This window comes from Mesorhizobium sp. ORS 3428, assembly GCF_001854785.1.
GTDB lineage: Bacteria > Pseudomonadota > Alphaproteobacteria > Rhizobiales > Rhizobiaceae > Mesorhizobium.
This window is the reverse complement of the sequence record NZ_MDFL01000108.1, coordinates 93,309-109,641: the sequence shown is the minus strand read 5'-3', so window position 1 is coordinate 109,641 and position 16,333 is coordinate 93,309. Positions and strand designations below refer to the sequence as shown.

15 protein-coding genes are annotated in these 16,333 nt (G+C 63.8%); 9 read left to right on the top strand and 6 right to left on the bottom strand.

The features are described from left to right. The first annotated feature begins 215 nt into the window (after positions 1–215). From ORS3428_RS10835 to ORS3428_RS10810, 6 genes are all read left to right on the top strand, one after another. Positions 216–1,148, top strand: coding sequence for a VOC family protein (locus tag ORS3428_RS10835; RefSeq protein ID WP_071097406.1), 933 nt, complete (start codon positions 216–218; stop codon positions 1,146–1,148). 4 nt (positions 1,149–1,152) lie between these two features. Next, on the top strand, positions 1,153–1,788 hold the full coding sequence (locus tag ORS3428_RS10830; RefSeq protein WP_071097312.1) for an alpha/beta hydrolase: 636 nt from the start codon (positions 1,153–1,155) through the stop codon (positions 1,786–1,788). Further along, positions 1,781–2,080: a GNAT family N-acetyltransferase gene (locus ORS3428_RS10825; protein WP_071097310.1), complete on the top strand. Its 300-nt coding sequence runs from the start codon at positions 1,781–1,783 to the stop codon at positions 2,078–2,080. The genes ORS3428_RS10830 and ORS3428_RS10825 overlap by 8 nt, the downstream gene beginning before the upstream one ends. Positions 2,081–2,370: 290 nt before the next feature. Continuing rightward, the gene (locus tag ORS3428_RS10820) at positions 2,371–3,429 is read left to right on the top strand and encodes a dipeptidase (protein ID WP_071097308.1); all 1,059 of its coding nucleotides are present in this window, start codon (positions 2,371–2,373) and stop codon (positions 3,427–3,429) included. 212 nt (positions 3,430–3,641) lie between these two features. Continuing rightward, entirely contained in the window at positions 3,642–4,919 is a 1,278-nt protein-coding gene (locus tag ORS3428_RS10815) for a flavin monoamine oxidase family protein (protein ID WP_071097306.1), read from the top strand. A gap of 305 nt (positions 4,920–5,224) precedes the next feature. Beyond that, entirely contained in the window at positions 5,225–5,635 is a 411-nt protein-coding gene (locus ORS3428_RS10810; protein WP_071097304.1) for a hypothetical protein, read from the top strand. 319 nt (positions 5,636–5,954) lie between these two features. On the opposite strand, the gene ORS3428_RS10805 is transcribed toward ORS3428_RS10810, so the two are convergent. Continuing rightward, positions 5,955–8,000, bottom strand: a complete 2,046-nt coding sequence (locus ORS3428_RS10805; protein WP_108723034.1) for a GAF domain-containing sensor histidine kinase — start codon at positions 7,998–8,000, stop codon at positions 5,955–5,957. 94 nt (positions 8,001–8,094) lie between these two features. Beyond that, the gene (locus ORS3428_RS10800) at positions 8,095–8,817 is read right to left on the bottom strand and encodes a response regulator (RefSeq protein WP_071097299.1); all 723 of its coding nucleotides are present in this window, start codon (positions 8,815–8,817) and stop codon (positions 8,095–8,097) included. Positions 8,818–8,901: 84 nt separating this feature from the next. Here ORS3428_RS10800 and ORS3428_RS10795 point away from each other — a divergent pair, with 84 nt between their 5' ends. Then, positions 8,902–9,588 (top strand): response regulator transcription factor, encoded by a 687-nt coding sequence (locus ORS3428_RS10795; protein WP_071097297.1) that lies wholly within the window; start codon positions 8,902–8,904, stop codon positions 9,586–9,588. Positions 9,589–9,681: 93 nt separating this feature from the next. On the opposite strand, the gene ORS3428_RS32375 is transcribed toward ORS3428_RS10795, so the two are convergent. Continuing rightward, positions 9,682–9,846, bottom strand: coding sequence for a hypothetical protein (locus ORS3428_RS32375; RefSeq protein WP_108723032.1), 165 nt, complete (start codon positions 9,844–9,846; stop codon positions 9,682–9,684). A 36-nt stretch (positions 9,847–9,882) separates the two neighbouring features. Then, positions 9,883–10,215 carry a hypothetical protein gene (locus ORS3428_RS10790; RefSeq protein ID WP_071097294.1) on the bottom strand — a complete coding sequence of 111 codons (333 nt, stop codon included), beginning with the start codon at positions 10,213–10,215 and terminating at the stop codon, positions 9,883–9,885. A gap of 351 nt (positions 10,216–10,566) precedes the next feature. On the opposite strand from ORS3428_RS10790, the gene ORS3428_RS10785 reads away from it, so the two are divergent. Then, complete coding sequence (locus ORS3428_RS10785) at positions 10,567–11,019, top strand: L,D-transpeptidase (RefSeq protein WP_071097292.1); 453 nt, start codon at positions 10,567–10,569, stop codon at positions 11,017–11,019. Between the two features lie 185 nt (positions 11,020–11,204). Here ORS3428_RS10785 and ORS3428_RS10780 read toward each other — a convergent pair whose 3' ends face one another. Together ORS3428_RS10780 and ORS3428_RS10775 are read right to left on the bottom strand one after the other, a co-directional pair. Then, positions 11,205–14,339, bottom strand: coding sequence for an efflux RND transporter permease subunit (locus tag ORS3428_RS10780; RefSeq protein ID WP_071097290.1), 3,135 nt, complete (start codon positions 14,337–14,339; stop codon positions 11,205–11,207). Beyond that, positions 14,336–15,580 (bottom strand): efflux RND transporter periplasmic adaptor subunit, encoded by a 1,245-nt coding sequence (locus tag ORS3428_RS10775; RefSeq protein WP_244507918.1) that lies wholly within the window; start codon positions 15,578–15,580, stop codon positions 14,336–14,338. Before ORS3428_RS10775 ends, ORS3428_RS10780 begins: the two co-directional genes overlap by 4 nt. 148 nt (positions 15,581–15,728) lie before the next feature. Between ORS3428_RS10775 and ORS3428_RS10770 the strand changes: the two genes are divergently transcribed. Beyond that, positions 15,729–16,262: a TetR/AcrR family transcriptional regulator gene (locus ORS3428_RS10770; RefSeq protein ID WP_071097288.1), complete on the top strand. Its 534-nt coding sequence runs from the start codon at positions 15,729–15,731 to the stop codon at positions 16,260–16,262. Positions 16,263–16,333 lie beyond the last annotated feature (71 nt).

Sequence of the window (16,333 nt, the reverse complement as noted above, 5' to 3'; positions counted from 1 at the left end):
CTCACTCCAGAAGGCGCGCCCGCTCATGGAGCCGAAATTCGCAGGCGTTGCAAGTCGCGCAGTTTTCATTGATTGGTGAACGTAAACCATCCTCTCGTTCACTGTTATGACACAGTCCATTCTGTGTTTGGCCGCTTTGCCCGGCCCAGCGCCATACTCATATTGGCGTGGACAGCGGCGAGGGCCGCAGCAAGGATAGGGAAGGAGCAAGATCAATGCTCAATCAGATCAAGGGCCTGCATCACGTCACCTCGATGGCGAGCGATGCGCGCCAGAACAATGAATTCTTCACGAAGAAGCTCGGCCTGCGCCGGGTGAAGAAGACCGTCAATTTCGACGCGCCCGACGTCTACCACCTCTACTACGCCGATGAATTCGGCACGCCGGGCTCGGTGATGACCTATTTCCCGTTCCCCGACATCGGCAAGGGCCGGCATGGGGTCGGCGAGGTCGGGACCACGGTCTTCTCGGTTCCTGAGGGCACACTTGCCTATTGGGAAAAGCGCTTCGCCGAGGAGAGCGTCAGCGGCGTTGCCCGCGACGAAAGCTTCGGCGAGAAGCGGCTCACCTTCACCGGTCCCGACGGCGACAGTTTCGCCCTTGTCGAGGACAAGGCCGACAGCAGAGCGCCCTGGGTGAAGGGGGGCGTCCCCGGCGATGAAGCGATCCGCGGCTTCCATTCGGTTGCGCTCCGGTTGAAGGACGGCGGCGCCACCGAGGAGCTTTTGAAGTTCATGGGCTATGAGGAGGTCGACAAGTCCGGCAACGTCCGCCGGCTGGCGATCAAGAACGGCAACGGTGCCGACATCGTCGACATCGAGTCGCTGCCTAGCGCGGGCTTCGCCAATCTCGGCGCCGGCTCGGTGCACCATGTCGCCTTCGCGGTCGAGGATCGCGCCAAGCAGCTCGAGGTGCGCAAGGCGCTCGTCGACACGGGCTATGGAGTGACGCCGGTCATCGATCGCGATTACTTCTGGGCGATCTATTTCCGCACGCCGGGCGGCGTGCTGTTCGAGGTGTCCACCAACGAGCCGGGCTTCGACCGCGACGAGGACACCGCGCATCTCGGCGAGGCGCTGAAGCTGCCGACGCAGCATCAGCATCTCAGGCCCTATCTCGAACAGCACCTGCAGAAGCTGGAAGACTGACGCCATGAGCAAGGAAGCTTACATCCACAAAGTGCTGCCCGGTTCGCCGGGCGGCCCGCTGCTCTTCGTCTTTCATGGAACCGGGGCCGACGAGAACCAGCTCCTGTCCTTCGGCCGCGAGCTTCTGCCCGCGGCGACCATCGTGTCGCCGCGCGGCGACGTGTCGGAGCAGGGCGCTGCCCGCTTCTTCCGCCGTACCGGCGAAGGCGTCTACGACATGGACGACCTCGCGCGGGCGACGGCCAAGATGGCCGGCTTCGTCAAGGCGCATGTCGAGGGGACAAAGCCGTCGGCGGTGTTCGGCCTCGGCTACTCCAACGGCGCCAACATCCTGGCCTCGGCGGTGTTCGCGGAGCCGAGCCTTTTCAATGYCGCGGCGCTTATGCATCCGCTGATCCCGTTCGAGCCTCAGGTGAAGGGCAGCCTTGCCGGCCGCCATATCCTGATCACGGCCGGCAGGCGCGATCCGATCTGCCCGCCGAACCTGACGACGCGGCTGGAAGTCTATTTGCGCGCCGACGGGGCCAATGTCACAGTGGAATGGCACGACGGCGGGCACGAGGTGCGGCCGAATGAAATCGAAGCGGCACGACGGCTCTTCGCCGTCGCAACCGCTGAAGGAGGCGCGAGAAATGGCTGACCAACTGCCCGAGATCGAACTGGAAGACCATGGCTCCAAGGGACGCTACCTGCTGCGCGGGCCGGGCGGCGCCGAGGCCGAGATGACGTTCACCAAGATCGGCGAGCATCAGATCATCATCGATCACACCGAGGTGCCGGACGTCTTTCGCGGCCAGGGCGCCGGGCTTCGCCTCGTCACCCGCGCCGTCGAGGACGCCCGCGCCGCCGGCAAGAAGATCATCCCGCTCTGCCCCTTCGCCAACGCCCAGTTCCGCCGCCATCCGGAATGGGCCGACGTGCTGAAGCATTGAGCGCGGCGTTCCCTTCTCCCCTTGTTGTGGGAGAAGGGGGCCGCGAAGCGGCCGGATGAGGGGTGTTCCAGGAAAAACCGACGTCTCACTTCGCTGGAGTGCCCCTCAACCGTCCCGGCGCTGCGCGCCGATCCACCTTCTCCCACAAGGGGAGAAGGAAAAGAGCCACCCCAGCCACAAATACAAATGCCGATCTGGCATTTGCCCAGTTCGGCCATCTTGCCTAATTAGACTGATCATCCGCGGATTTCTCCCACCTTGATCCACCACCTCAAAAAGCGAATGGCCTGATGACCGAACCCGACCTCATTCCCGTCTTCGACGGCCACAACGACACGCTGCTCAGGCTCTACCAGTCGAAGGAAGCGGATGTCGAAAAGCTGTTCATCGACGGCACRCCGGGCGGCCATATCGATTTGCCGCGCGCCAAGAAGGGCGGCTTTGCCGGCGGCATGTTCGCGATCTTCCCGCCGCCGATCGAAAAGACCAAGCGCAGCGCCGTGCCACCGGCGCCGAGCGACAATGAGCCGTTGCCGCCGGAGCTGCCGCACGCCGAGGYGATCACCTCGACCATCGGCATGGCCTCGATTCTGTTCAGGCTGGAGCGGGCTGGCGCGCTGACCGTCTGCCGCAGCGCCGGCGACATCCGCGATGCCATGGCCAAGGGCTCGATCGCTGCGGTGTTCCACATCGAAGGCGTCGAGGCGATCGACCCCGAGCTTGCCATGCTCGACGTGCTCCATGCCGCCGGCTTGCGCTCGCTGGGCATCGTCTGGAGCCGCCCCAACGCCTTCGGCAATGGCGTGCCGTTCCGCTTTCCATCGTCGCCCGACACGGGGCCCGGCCTCACCGATGCCGGCAAGGCGCTGGTCAAGGTCTGCAATCAGCTGAAGATCATGATCGACCTCTCGCATCTCAACGAAAAGGGCTTTCGCGATGTCGCCGCGCTCAGCAATGCGCCGCTGGTCGCCACCCACTCGAATGTGCATGCGCTCTGCAACCATTCGCGCAACCTGACCGACTGGYAGCTCGGCGCGATCCGCGAGTCGGGCGGCATGGTGGGCTTGAACTTCGCCACCGGCTTCCTGCGTGAGGACGGCCGCATGAATGCCGATACCGGCCTCGACATCATGGTGCGCCATATCGATTCGCTGCTGCAGGCGCTGGGCGAGGACGGCGTTGGCCTCGGCTCGGACTTCGACGGTGCGATGATTCCCGCGGCGATCGGTGACGTCGCCGGCCTGCCGAAGCTCATCGACGCGCTCGCCGCGCGCGGGTTCGGGCGCGCGCTGATCGAGAAGATCGCTTATCGGAACTGGTTGAGCGTCCTTGAAAGGACCATCGGTTAAGCCGGGGAAACGTATCCTTTGCGCTTCAGCCATTTCTTGCCGGCGCCGCGGCGCGGATGATCGGCAAAGGCTGGGGGCCGAGCCGTGCGCAGACAAYTCCGGTGTCTCGGCTAACCTCCGCATACGACGTGGGTGCTTGACAGGGGTGAGGGCGCCCCACTCATCTGCGCGGTTGAAGGCCGGTCGAATTGCCGGCAGATCAAGGCGGGCTCTTGAGCAGCAAGACCGAAAGAACCGACATTGCGATCGTCGGAGCAGGCTTCACCGGCMTGTCGGCCGCAATGGAGCTCAAGCGCGCTGGGATCGATTTCGTGCTCCTGGAAGCACGCGATCGTGCCGGCGGGCGGGTCGAGGCGACGCGAAACGGGCTTGGCGAACGGATCGACAGCGGCGCCCAGTTCCTGTGCGAGGACATGCCGGAGCTGATGGCGCTGGTGAAGGCGTACGGCAAGACATTCGTGAAAACCAATGTCGATGGCGATTTCATCACCCATCCCCCGATGCCGGTGGAACAGGCGGTGCGCACCTATCACGCCGCGATGGGGATGCGCGAACGCATGAACAGCATAGAGCCGGACGATCCAACGATCGCCGGCTTAAGCGTYGCTGCGTGGCTCCAACACCAAAGGGACTCGGTGGACGCCAAGGCGGCCTTTCGCTCTATGATCGAGGGCCTGTGGTGCCTGCCGCTGGATAAGGTGCCGCTCTGGTACCTGATCGACAATGACCGCCGCATCACCAATGAGGTGCCGGAGCTGCAGTACTCACTGCGCGAGACCATGCAGTCCCTTGCCGACGATCTGGCGGGCGACCTCGGCGGGCGCCTGAGGTTGAATGAACCAGTGACCAGGATCGAGCATGGACCGGGGGGCGTGCGCGTCAGCACGGTCGGCGGCACGATCGAAGCACGCGAGGTCCTCGTTGCACTGCCGCCTGCGACGGCCGCGAAGCTCGCCTTCGCGCCCGCTTTGCCGACGGCGCTGACGAGGGCCCTAGGTGTTTGGGAAAGCGGCGCGGTGGTCAAGATACTGATGCGCTATGGCAGGCCGTTCTGGCGCGAGCGAGGTCTGAGCGGCATGGTGATGTGGCGCAACGTGCCGGGCCTGTTTGCATGCGACGCCAGCAGGGACGCGGAGCATGCCGCGCTCACTGTCTTCGTCGGCGGGCCGCGGGCATTGCGCTGGCGCGAACTCGGCGAGGCGGACCTGCGCGCGGAAGTGACGGCGAGGCTTGTCGACGCGCTCGGCCCTGAGGCGGCCGACGTGCTCGATTTCAATCAGCGCGACTGGACGCATGACCAATGGAGCGGCGGCGCTTACAGCGACCTTATTGTGGACATGACGGCGCGGGATGCGGAGCGCACCATTCTTACCGGCGCGCCGCCMGTCCATTTCGCAGCGTCGGAATTGTCGCCGTCCTTTCCGGGCTATGTCGAAGGCGCGATCGTCGCGGGCCGTAGCGCTGCCCGGGAGCTCGCGTCGCGATCCTAGGTCCCAGGCCGGCGAGAGTACGGCCGCCGTTCCGAGCGCGCTTGTCGTGTTGACGCGGCCAAAAAAAACTCGCGACCAGAGCGCCTGTGTGAGCTTGCTTACAGTCCGCCGCCACCGACAGGAGCATGTGTTCTCGTAGCCCGGAAGCGGTGAACGCTCACCGGCGGCAGGCAGGGATGGAAGGGTGGCGTCGGGATCCCGTTTCAATCCTGTTACACAGCAAATCACACCCTATCATTCGGCGGTTACTCGGCGCGATTAAGTTCGTTTCGTACGAAAAAGAAAGATAACGAAGGGAACAACCAATGTTTGCGAAAGTCCAGACCGCCGATGCCAGCCGCCGCACCCATGGCCCGCAGCGCAATGATCGCCGGCCGAAGCTGGCGCTGCGCCAGCGCGCCAGCGACCATCCGATGGCGATGTTCATGCTGATCGGCGCTTGCGCCTTCGTCAGCATGGTGGTCGCGCCTGCAGCCGGCCCGGCATTCGCCTCGCTCAATCCGCCGGCCAATGTCGTGGAGGGCGCGCCGACCACGCTCAAGACCGCCCGCCTGCCGGAATCGGCGCTCGACTTCGCCTGCAAGGGCCAGAACTGGGGCGCCGAAAGCGCCGAGTGCCTGCGCGCCATCGCCGAACAGTCCGGCCGGCATAGGGCCCGCGCGGTGCGCATGATCGCCAACGCCGCGCCGCTCACCAACACGCCGAATATCTTTTGAGACCTCCCCAGAGCGCGCCCTCCTGCGCTCAAGTCAGGCTCCCGCCGCTAGGTCGGTCGGGAGCCTCTTTTTTCGGAGCCATCAATCCGCGGCCGGCTCTCCTTCCGTGAATCGCCCACTGGAGCCAATCGGCGACACAACTCCGGACCGAAACCACTGCGCAGTTTTCGTTGGCTGATTGCGCGCCTTGGAGATTGGCCGGGATATCCATCGTTTTTCGTCATCTCCGGGTCTCCGCGATGGAGCTTCGCTCCTGCTTCGCCCCGGGATGACGATGTCACGGAAAGGCTCCGGCCAATTCAATCTTTGTGTCGAAATCCTAGATGTGAGCGCCGTTGTCGGCCGCCGTCTCTTCGGCGACGGTCGAAAGGATCCCCCGGACATCAAGCGTCGAGAACGGTTTCTCCAGTATATGCGGCCGCTGGTGCGGCGGCTGCGAGTCGACTTCCGCCTTGGCACCGATCATGTCGCCGGTGACCAACACGAAGCGCTTGGCCAATTCAGGCTGCTCGGCGAGCAATTCGCGATAGATCGATATGCCGCTGGTGCCCGGCATGCGCAGGTCGGAAAAGACGATGTCGGGCGGCATGTGCCAGCTCAGCACCTCGCCGGCGGACGTCCAGCTCGGCACGACGCGCGACTTGACGCCCATCAGCTCCAATATGTCCGAAAGCGAAGCGGCGACGTCGGGCTCATCGTCGATGATTACTGCGTGGCGCAGCCCGCTCGAGCGCGTCGGACCTTCGCCCGCCTTCGCGGCATCGCCGGCGATCGCCGGCAGTTGAACGACGAAACGCGCGCCATGCGGCTGCACCTCCTCGAACCAGATGTTGCCGTTGTGGCGCTCGACGATCGATTTGGAAATCGACAGGCCGATGCCGGTGCCGACGCCGACCGGCTTGGTGGTGAAGTAGGATTCGAAGATGCGCGAGCGTATCGCCTCGGGAATGCCGGGACCGTTGTCCTCGACGGAGAAGCCCGGATTGYCGCGCTCGCTGCGGAAGGTCCGCACCTTGATGCGCCGTTCGCCGGTGACGCCGGCCAGCGCGTGCTGRCTGTTGATGAGGAAGTTGGCCGCGACCTGCGTGACATGGTCGGCGTCGRCCATGGCAAGCAGCGGGCCGTTGGCGAAATCGGTGTCGATGATGATGCCGCTGGAGCGCGCGCCATAGGCGGTGACTTCGAGCGCAGCGCGCATCACCTGGTTGAGGTCGGTCTCGGCCTGCTCGGTCGGGTGCAGGCGCACCATCGACAGGAAGCTCTTGACGATGCGGCCGCAGCGCTCGGCGGCRGCGCGCACCTTCTCGGCGCGCACCTTGGTCTGCGGGTCGTTCGCGAATTCGTGCAGCAGCGTCGACTGCGCCACCACCACGGCGAGCGGATTGTTGAGCTCATGCGACACGCCGGCGAGCAGCGAGCCCATCGCCGCCATCTTCTCGTTCTGGTGCARCTTCTCGCGCTGGCGGTTGATCTCTTCCTCAGCGCGCAGCTTTTCGCGAAGATCGCGGATCGAGCCGAAGATCAGCCGGCGGTCGGCAACCCGCATCTCGGTCGCCGTCAGCTCGATCGGAAAGATCTCGCCGGCCGCGTTCTGGGTCACGGTTTCCAGCCGCTGGCCGACCATCGGCGCGCCGCGGCCGGCCATGTATTCGGCGCCCGACGCGTAGCCCTTGCGGTAGTAGTGCGGCACGATCGTATCGATCAGGTCCTTGCCGAGGATTTGGCTGCGCCTGAAGCCGAACATTTTCTCGGCGGCCGGATTGAACTCGATGATGGAGCCTGACTCGTCAATGACGATGATGGCGTCGAGCGAGGCCTGCAGCATGGTGCGGCGGATGACCTCGCTGGCGTGCGCCTCGGAAGGCGAGCGCTCGATGGCGTCGCCGATGGCGAGCGCGACGATGTGCAGCGTCGCCTCTTCCTCGTCCGTCCATTCGCGTTCGGCGACGCAGTCGTTCACCGCCAGCGTGCCCCAGAGATGACCATGGGCGAAGACCGACACGGAAATGAAGGATTTGATGCTCTGCTTCTCGAAATCGGCCCGCAGGAAACCCTCGAGGTTGCGTGTGTGGCCGGCGAAGACCTTACCCTGGCGCTCGTCCTCCTGCAGGCGTTCCAGCAGCGGATCGGAGTTGATGATCGACTGCATGATCACCGTGGGCGATGCGAGCTCGCCGCCAAAGGTCGGCTCGATCCAGTAGGCGGCGACCGATTGGGCAAAACCCTCGCCAGGCAATTCGCGCAGACGGAAAAGAATGCCGCGCTGGCAATCCATCGAGCGGCACAGCGTTTCCAGGATGCCGTCCATCTCGCGCTGCCAGTCGCCGGCCTCGCGAAGGCGGCGAACGACACGGACAGCCGCCATCGCGGCGCCCTGACGGGAACCCYGAATGTCGCTGCGTGCTGCCTCAGCAGTCATGGTCGGCCGTCTTCCGGAGCGCGCCTGGGTTGGTTCAGGTTCAATTGYTGTCGCTGGTCGGCAGCGAGAAGATATAGCCTTCACCGCGCACCGTGCGCAGGAATTTCGGATTGGCGGGGTCCGCCTYGATCTTCTTTCTCAGGCGCATGATACGGATGTCGACCGCGCGCGACGATTCGGGATCTTCCACGAAACCGATCGCTTCCGAGATCGCAGCCCGCGTCAAAAGCCGGTTGGCGCGTGTGAGGAAAACCTCCAGCACGTCGAACTCGCTTTTGGCCATCTCGATGACCGCGCCGTTGGCGCCGGTGACGAGCCTGCCGTCGAAATCGGCCTGGAAGCCGCCGAAGTTCATGAAGCGACGGGTCTCGGTCTTCGCAGCTTGCGGTGCTGCCGGCTGCGGCACGCGGCGCARCACACTGCGGACCCGCGCCAGCACTTCGCGCAACTCATAGGGCTTGACGATGTAGTCGTCGGCTCCGAGCTCCAGCCCGACGATGCGGTCGAGCGCGGTGCCGGCGGCGGTGGCATAGATGATGCCGATCTGGGTCTTGGAACGCAGCCAGCGGCCGAGCGACAGGCCGTCCTCGCCGGGCATGGCGATGTCGAGGATGGCGAGGTGGAAGGACTCCGCATCAAGCAGGCTGCGCGCCGCTGCAGCGTTCTCGGCCGTGGCGACGTCATAGCCGTTAGCGTTGAGATACTCGGCAACCGCCTCCCTCAAATCCGGCTCGTCCTCGACGACGATGATGCGCGCCTTCACTATGCTCTCGCTCCCGCTTTCAGGGGAAAGTAGATTGGGTGTAAACATGATGTCCAGCGCTCATATCTGTGGCGGGTGAGGAAAATGGCAGCACGATCCGTCGTCGCGCTTGTATCCGTGGCCGAAGTAGTTGCCGGCGATCTCGCCGGCCATCTCGAGCGGCGTGGCCATGTCGTGCGCCAGGCGCGGCAGCCATGGGAGGCCGAGTCGCTGCTTTCGGCGGGGGGCATCGATGTTGTGGTCGTGGGCGACGATGTGACCCAGGCGGAGGGGCGCGAACTGCTCAAGCGTTACGGCGGCGAGGGCGGCTCCGACTTCATCCTGATCTGCCGGCCACGCGATCTCGTCGACAAGGTGCTGGCATTGGAACTCGGCGCCGCCGACGTGATCGAAAGCCCGCTCAATGTTCGTGAACTCGCGGCGCGCATCGGCGGCCTGCTGGTGCGGCGCGGGCGGAATGCCCAGGAGCTGATCGTGCTGGAGAACGCGACCGTCGACTTGAGGTCGGCCATGGTCATGCATCGCTCCGGCGCCGAGGATCAACTTTCGCCGGGTCAGGTGGCGCTGCTCAGGCTGTTCCTGGCGAGCCCGCGAAAGGTGCTGACACGCGACGACATCATCGCTGCCGCGCCCGCCGAGAATGCCGACGCTTTCGACCGCTCGATCGATTCGCRCATCGTGCGACTGCGCCGCAAGCTCGATACGGAGACCATCACCACGATCAGAGGCGCCGGCTACCGTTTCGATCCGCCGACGCCGCGCAGCGACTGAGGCGGGGACTGCCAGGTCATTTCCTCGATCAGGCATCGGATTTCCCAAAACCGCTCTTCACTTTGGGTTTTGCTTTGGGGCCGATGCCACTGCTCAACGCACCTCGAGGACTGCGGGGACCGACGGCATGTCGGAGCCTGCGGCGATCTCGGCATGGGCGCGCTCCTTGAGCAGCACCGATGCGAGYGCGGCAAAGCCAAGCAGCCCTTGGGCGTAAAGCAGTGCGGAAAGCACCGAGGCGGCAAATTTCGTCTTCATGTCCTTGATTCCCCGAATTCAATAGTCGTCGGTGCTTCAGGAAACTCCCGAAGCGCCCGCGCCGCTCACGGAGCCCCCCGCTGCGGCGCGGGCCTTCGGTCCTCTCGGCAGCAAGTAGCCGGAGGGGCCACGCATCCTCATCAGCCGAGGGCCGACCCGCCAGAGGGCCCTCAGCCGGTTGATGCGCAGGCTGGAAACAATCCAGACCATGGCGATGAACAGAGCAGTGTGCAGCGTCGAAACCTCGCCGGAGTTCATCGGCGCAATCCTTGCCACCGGGTTGCCGGCGACGGAGCCGACGCCACCGAAGATGACCGCCGCGACGCTGATCCTGAGAAGCCAGGAGCGTGGTTTCGATTTCCTGCCCATTTTCGTTTGCTGATGTCTGTTCCCGTGAAGCCAACCTTGTCGCCCGCATGTATCCGTATCATGCCGCGCAAGCTGCGTTTTTGTTGCAGATCGGTTTCGAGATATGCCGATACACTTTCACATAGGCAGGATATGCGCTTTCGTTTGGGCGGTTAAGGGCGGTTTTCAACCCCAGGCAGGCCTCACAGCGGCCCGTTCTGGTAAGGCGCGGCGCCCAAGTACCTTGTTAACAGCGAGAAACAGATTCGAAACAGAAACGAGCATCAAGCGAAATAGGCTTGAAACAGGCGTCCACGATAAGTCCGCCCATCGAAATTGAAGCCGGCCGGACCGGACAAGAGAGGGACCGTCATGCGCACCGCCATTTCAGCCAAGCTCATTCACATCGCCGCCGCCGCGCTCACCGGCACGGCACTGCTCCTCGGCGCCGGCAGCGCCCATGCCAACCAGATCGTGGCGAAAGTTTCGCTGTCGCAGCAGACCATGGAGGTCACCGTCGACGGCCGTCCGACCTTCGCCTGGAAGGTCTCGACCGGCGACAGGGCACATGTCACGCCGACGGGATCATTCAAGCCGACACGCATGCACGAGATGTGGTATTCGAAGAAGTACGACAACGCGCCGATGCCGCATTCGGTGTTCTTCAACGGCGGCTATGCCGTGCACGCCACCTACGCGGTCAACCGTCTCGGCCGGCCGGCCTCGCATGGCTGCGTGCGGCTGCATCCCGATGCCGCAGCCGATTTCTACCAGCTCGTCGAGGTTTTCGGCCCTGCCAACACCAGCATCATTATCGTCAAGTAGCAGGCGTGTCGCCGCCTTCGGGCCGCCGAAGCTGTGAGGCGACTGTCAAAAAAGAGGCCGGAATTTTTCCGGCCTCTTTTTTGGAGCGAATAGGGAGTAGCGAATAGCGAGTAGGGATGTTCCGGCGCGCGCACGCCATTCTCCCTATTCGCTACTCCCTACTCGCTATTCGCTATTCCCTCTACTCAGGTCGGCAGCGCCGGCATCAGATTCGGATCGGGCTTCTCAGCAAAATGCGGCAGATCCTTGCTGGCGATGAAGGTGTAGAACATCGGCACGACGAACAGCGTGAACATGGTGCCCACCAGGATGCCGGTGAAGATGACGAGGCCCATCGAGTAACGGGCCGCGGCGCCGGCGCCGCTGGAGATGATCAGCGGTACGACGCCGAGTGCCATCGCCGCCGTCGTCATCAGGATYGGCCGCAGGCGCACCTTGGCCGAGGCGATGATGGCGTCGTGCCGCCGCATGCCATGGATCTCACGCTGCTGGTTCGCGAACTCCACCAGCAGAATGCCGTGCTTGGTGATCAGGCCGATCAGCGTGATCAGGCCGACCTGCGTATAGATGTTGAGCGTTGTGGGCGGAATGCTGAAGTGTGATCCGCTGATCATGAAGATCATATTGAGATTCGGAATCATGTTGAGCGKCAATATTGCGCCGAAGATCGACAGCGGCACCRCCATCATGATGATCAGCGGATCGCGGAAGCTCTCGAACTGGGCGGCCAGCACCAGATAGATGACGATCACCGCCGCAATGAAGGCGATCAGGATCGTATTGCCCTGCTCCTTCTCCTGCCGTGACTGGCCGGAATAGTCGATGAAGAAGGTGTCCGGCAGAGACTCCCTGGCGATATCCTCCAGTGTTTTCAGCCCGTCGCCGGTCGTCACGCCCGGCAGCGGCAGCGCCGAGATGGTGGMGGAATTCAGCTGATTGAACTGCTCGATCGCAGCCGGCGAGGCGTTGGTCGAGATCTTCACCACCGCCGACAGCGGGACCATCTTTCCGTCCACGCTGCGCACGAAATATTCGCCGAGCTTCTCCGGATTGTCGCGGAACTGCTGCGGCACCTGCGGGATGATGTCATAGCTGTTGGAGTCGCGGTCGAACTGCGCGACTTCGGCGCCRCCGACCAGCAAAGTCAGCGTGCGGCCGATATCGGCGATCGGCAGGTTCAGCGCCGCCGCGCGCTCGCGGTCGATGGTGACGGTCGTTTGCGGTGCGTCATAGGACATCGAATTCTGCACGACGATGAAGCGGCCGGAAGCCTGCGCCTTGTTCTTGATCTTCTCGGCTTCGTCGAAGACCTCGGACGGATCACCCGTCGAGCGCACGACCATCGAGATCGGCAGCCCGCCGCCCGAGCCGGGCAGCGTGGGCGGTGCAAAGACGAAGGCCTGCACGCCGGCAACCTTGGCGAGGCGCCCCTGGATGTCGGCCTGCAACTCTTTCGAATTGCGCTTGCGGTCCGCCCAGTCCTTGAAGGCAAAGCCGACGAAAGCGCTGTTGGTGGCGCCGCCAAAGGCGACGGCCGAGAACTGGGCCCTGGTCTCGGGAATGTCTTTCACCAGGCCCAGGATCTGGTTGACGTAGGTTTCCGTGTAATCCGACGTCGCATAGCGCGGCGCCGTCACCAGCGAGAGCAGGAAGCCCTGATCCTCTTCCGGTGCGAGTTCGCTGGAGGTCTTGGTGAACATGAAGCCGGTCAGCGCCACCAGCGCGACGACGATGATCAGAGTGACCGGACGGTTGCGGAGCGATGCGGTCACCGCCCGGCCGTAGATATGCTCGACGCGGCTGAAGGTGCCGTCGACAATGCGCTGGAAGCGGCCTTGTGCGCCAGGCTTCAGCAGGCGGGYGGACATCATTGGCGTGATGGTGATGGCGATGACGCCCGACAGCACCACCGAGCCCGCCAGCGTCACCGCGAACTCGCGGAACAGCGCGCCGGTCAGGCCGCCGGTGAAGGCGAGCGGYGCGAACACGGCGGCGAGCGTCAGCRTCATCGCGATGATGGCGGTTGCGATCTCGCGCATGCCGTTGAATGCCGCCTGCATCGGCGACATCTGATCCTCTTCCATGTGACGGTGGATGTTCTCCACCACCACGATGGCGTCGTCGACGACAAGGCCGATCGCCAGAACCATCGCCAGCAGCGACAGGAGGTTGATCGAGTACCCCACCGAAAACAGCAGGAAGCAGACGCCGATCAGCGAAAGCGGGATGGTCACGATCGGCATCATCACCGAGCGGAAGGAGCCCAGGAACAGAAGGATCACCACCACGACGATGGCGACGGCTTCGCCGATGGTCTTGAACACCTCGTCGATCGAGGCGCTGATCTGCCCGGTGGCGTCATAGACGACCTCGATCGTCATGCCTTTCGGCAGCGTCTCCTGGATCTGCGGCACGAGCTTGGTGACCGCTGCCGCGGTCGTCAACGGGTTGGCGGCCGGCGTCGGGAAGACGGCGAGGAAGGTGCCGGGCTTGCCGTTGAAGCTCACCCTGGTGTCGGTGCTGGCCGCAGCAAGTTCGACATGCGCCACGTCGCGCAGGCGCACCACCTGGCCATCCGTCGAGCGGATCGGCAGCTGCGAGAACGCCTCCGGCGTCTGCAGGGTCGAGTGAACGGTGATCGAGGAGACCACATACTCGTTCTGGGTGTTGCCGGGCGCGGACAGGAAGTTGGAATTGTTGATCGCAGTCAGAACATCAGCGGCCGTAGCGCCGCGGGCAGCGAGCCTGACCGGGTCGATCCAGACGCGCATCGAGTATTCCTCGGCGCCGAAGATCTGCACCTCGGCGACGCCTTCCACCGTCGAAATGCGTGGCCGAATGACGCGCTCGATGTATTCGGTGAGCTGCTCCTTCGTCATGTTCGGATTCTGCATCGAGATGTACATCATCGCGAACTGCTGGCCGGTGCCTTTGACGATCACCGGGTCTTTGGCTGCGTCCGGCAAGGTGCCGCGCACGCCCTGAACTTTGGAGAGCACCTCGGCGAGCGCGACATCGGGATTGGAGCCGAGCTTCATCTGCACCGTGACGGTGCTTGTCGACGGACGGCTGGACGAGGTGACATAGTCGATGTTCTCCGTCGACGCGACGGYGCGCGCGATCGGGGCAGAGATGAAACCCTGGATCAGGTCGGCGCTGGYGCCCGGATAGGCGGTGGTGATGGTGATCGCCGTCTCGTCAACCTTCGGGTATTGGCGGATCGACRGGCCGAAAATGCCCTGGAAGCCCAGGAGCAGGATCATGCAGGCGAGGACCGTCGAAAGAACCGGCCGGCGAATGAAGAGGTCGGAAAAGCTCATTGCCGAACCTCATTGTTCGCCGATTTGCTGGGATCGATGGAGTTGTCGACGGCAACCGATATGCCGTTGAAAAGCCGGTTCTGCCCGGCAGTGACGACCTCGTCGCCGGCCTTCAGTCCGTCGACGATCTCGACCATGCCGTTGTTACGGCGGCCGACCTTCACGAACACCTGCGAGAGTACGAGCGCAGGCTGCTGCGCGGCGTCGCCCGGCTTGGCGCTGCCGGTTGCAGTCTTGTCGGCCGGCTTTGCGGCATCGCCAGCGGGCTTTTCCGCGCCGGCTTTCTGGTCTTGCGGTTTCGCCGGCGCGGCGGCGCCGGCGGGCTTTGCCGGCACGACGGTGAAGACATAGTCGCCATAGAGGCTGGAGGTCACGGCAGTCTGCGGCACGGAGATGACGTTGCTTTCCTCCGGCAATTCGACTCGGATCTGCACGAACTGGCCGGGGGTSAGCCTGCCCTCGGGATTGGYGACCTCGCCGCGGATCGACACCAGCCGGCTCGCCGGGTCGATCTTGGGATCGATGCCGCGAATTGAGCCCGCGAACGRCATGTCCCCCAAGCCGCTGCCTATGCGGACGGTCTGGCCGATCTTCAGCAAGGACAGCTGCTGCTCGGGAACCGTGAAGTCGACCCGCATCGTGTCCAGATCCTGGATCGTCACTACTGACGTTCCCGGCGCCAGATACTGACCGATGTCGATCCTCGGAATGCCAACAGTGCCGGTAAAGGGCGCGGACAATTGCTTCTGGTTGAGCACCGCCTGCAGCTTGTTGACCTGCGCGGCGGATGCCGTCGCGGCCGCGCGCGCCGCGTCAAGCGTCGCGTCCGTGCCGACGCCGCGCCGCTGCAGTTCGAGYGCGCGGGTCAGCGCCGCCTGGTCGGATGCGGCTTGCGCCTTCTGCGCCGCCAGGTCCGCGCGCTCGACAGCGTCGTCGAGCTGCAGGAGTACTGCGTCTGCCGAAACCTTCTGGTTGGCGTGGAAGAGAATGTCCTTGACGATGCCGGTGGTTTCGACGGTCAGGTCGACGCCGCGCACAGCATTGACTGTGCCGATCGCCTCGACGCCGGGCGTCCATTGCGAAGGCTTGACGATCACCGTCGAGACGGTCGCGGCCGGGGGCTTCATGGTGGCGAAAAACTGCTTGGTGCCGTAGTCGCGCATGATGTTGAGGCCGACGACAGCGCCACAGGCCACAACGAGCAGCAGCAGGATTCCGGTGATGATGAAGATGCGTTTCACGGACAGTCCCCTCGAGCCGGCAACCGGCAAAACGATCGATACCGGGACACATATCGACGATAGGTCCCGCTCTCAGATTTCGGGCGTCTTACTGTACCGTCTGGACGGTCTTGTCAATTCTGCATAAGCTAATGTAAGGGAAGGCGTGATGAAAGCTCGCAGGGCAAATTCGCGCGACAGGATACTTGCAGCAGCCGCCGACGTGGCGCGCGAGGCGGGTCCGGGAAATCTGTCGCTCGACGCCGTTGCCAATCGCGCCGGCGTGTCGAAGGGCGGCCTGCTCTACAATTTCCCGACCAAAGCCAAGCTGATGCAGGGGCTGGTCGAGAACTACCTCGACGAGTTCGAGCAGGCGCTCGAGGCGCGCATCGCCGAAGCCGGCCACGAAAACGCGCTGTCGGCCTATGTCAGTCTTTCCGCCGATGAATGCGGGGCGCCGCAGCCTTCGGCATCGTGGATCTTCTCGGCGATCGCCGAGGATCCCGACTTCCTGACGCCGATAAAGGCGTTCAAGCGGCAGCTCTTCGAACGGCTGAAAGGGGAGACGGACGACCTCGRCTCGCTGCTGGTCTGCTTCCTTGCCATCGAGGGACTGCGCAGCATGAAACTCTTCGATTTCGACGTGCTCACGCCGGAAGAGCACAAGTTTTTGGTTTCCTCGCTTCTCAAGATAGCCGGATAGGTTGTAGGCGTCACACCAGCTTCATTCTGTCGACATAGCGTTCTTCCYGGTTCTTTGCTGCAATGCAAAAG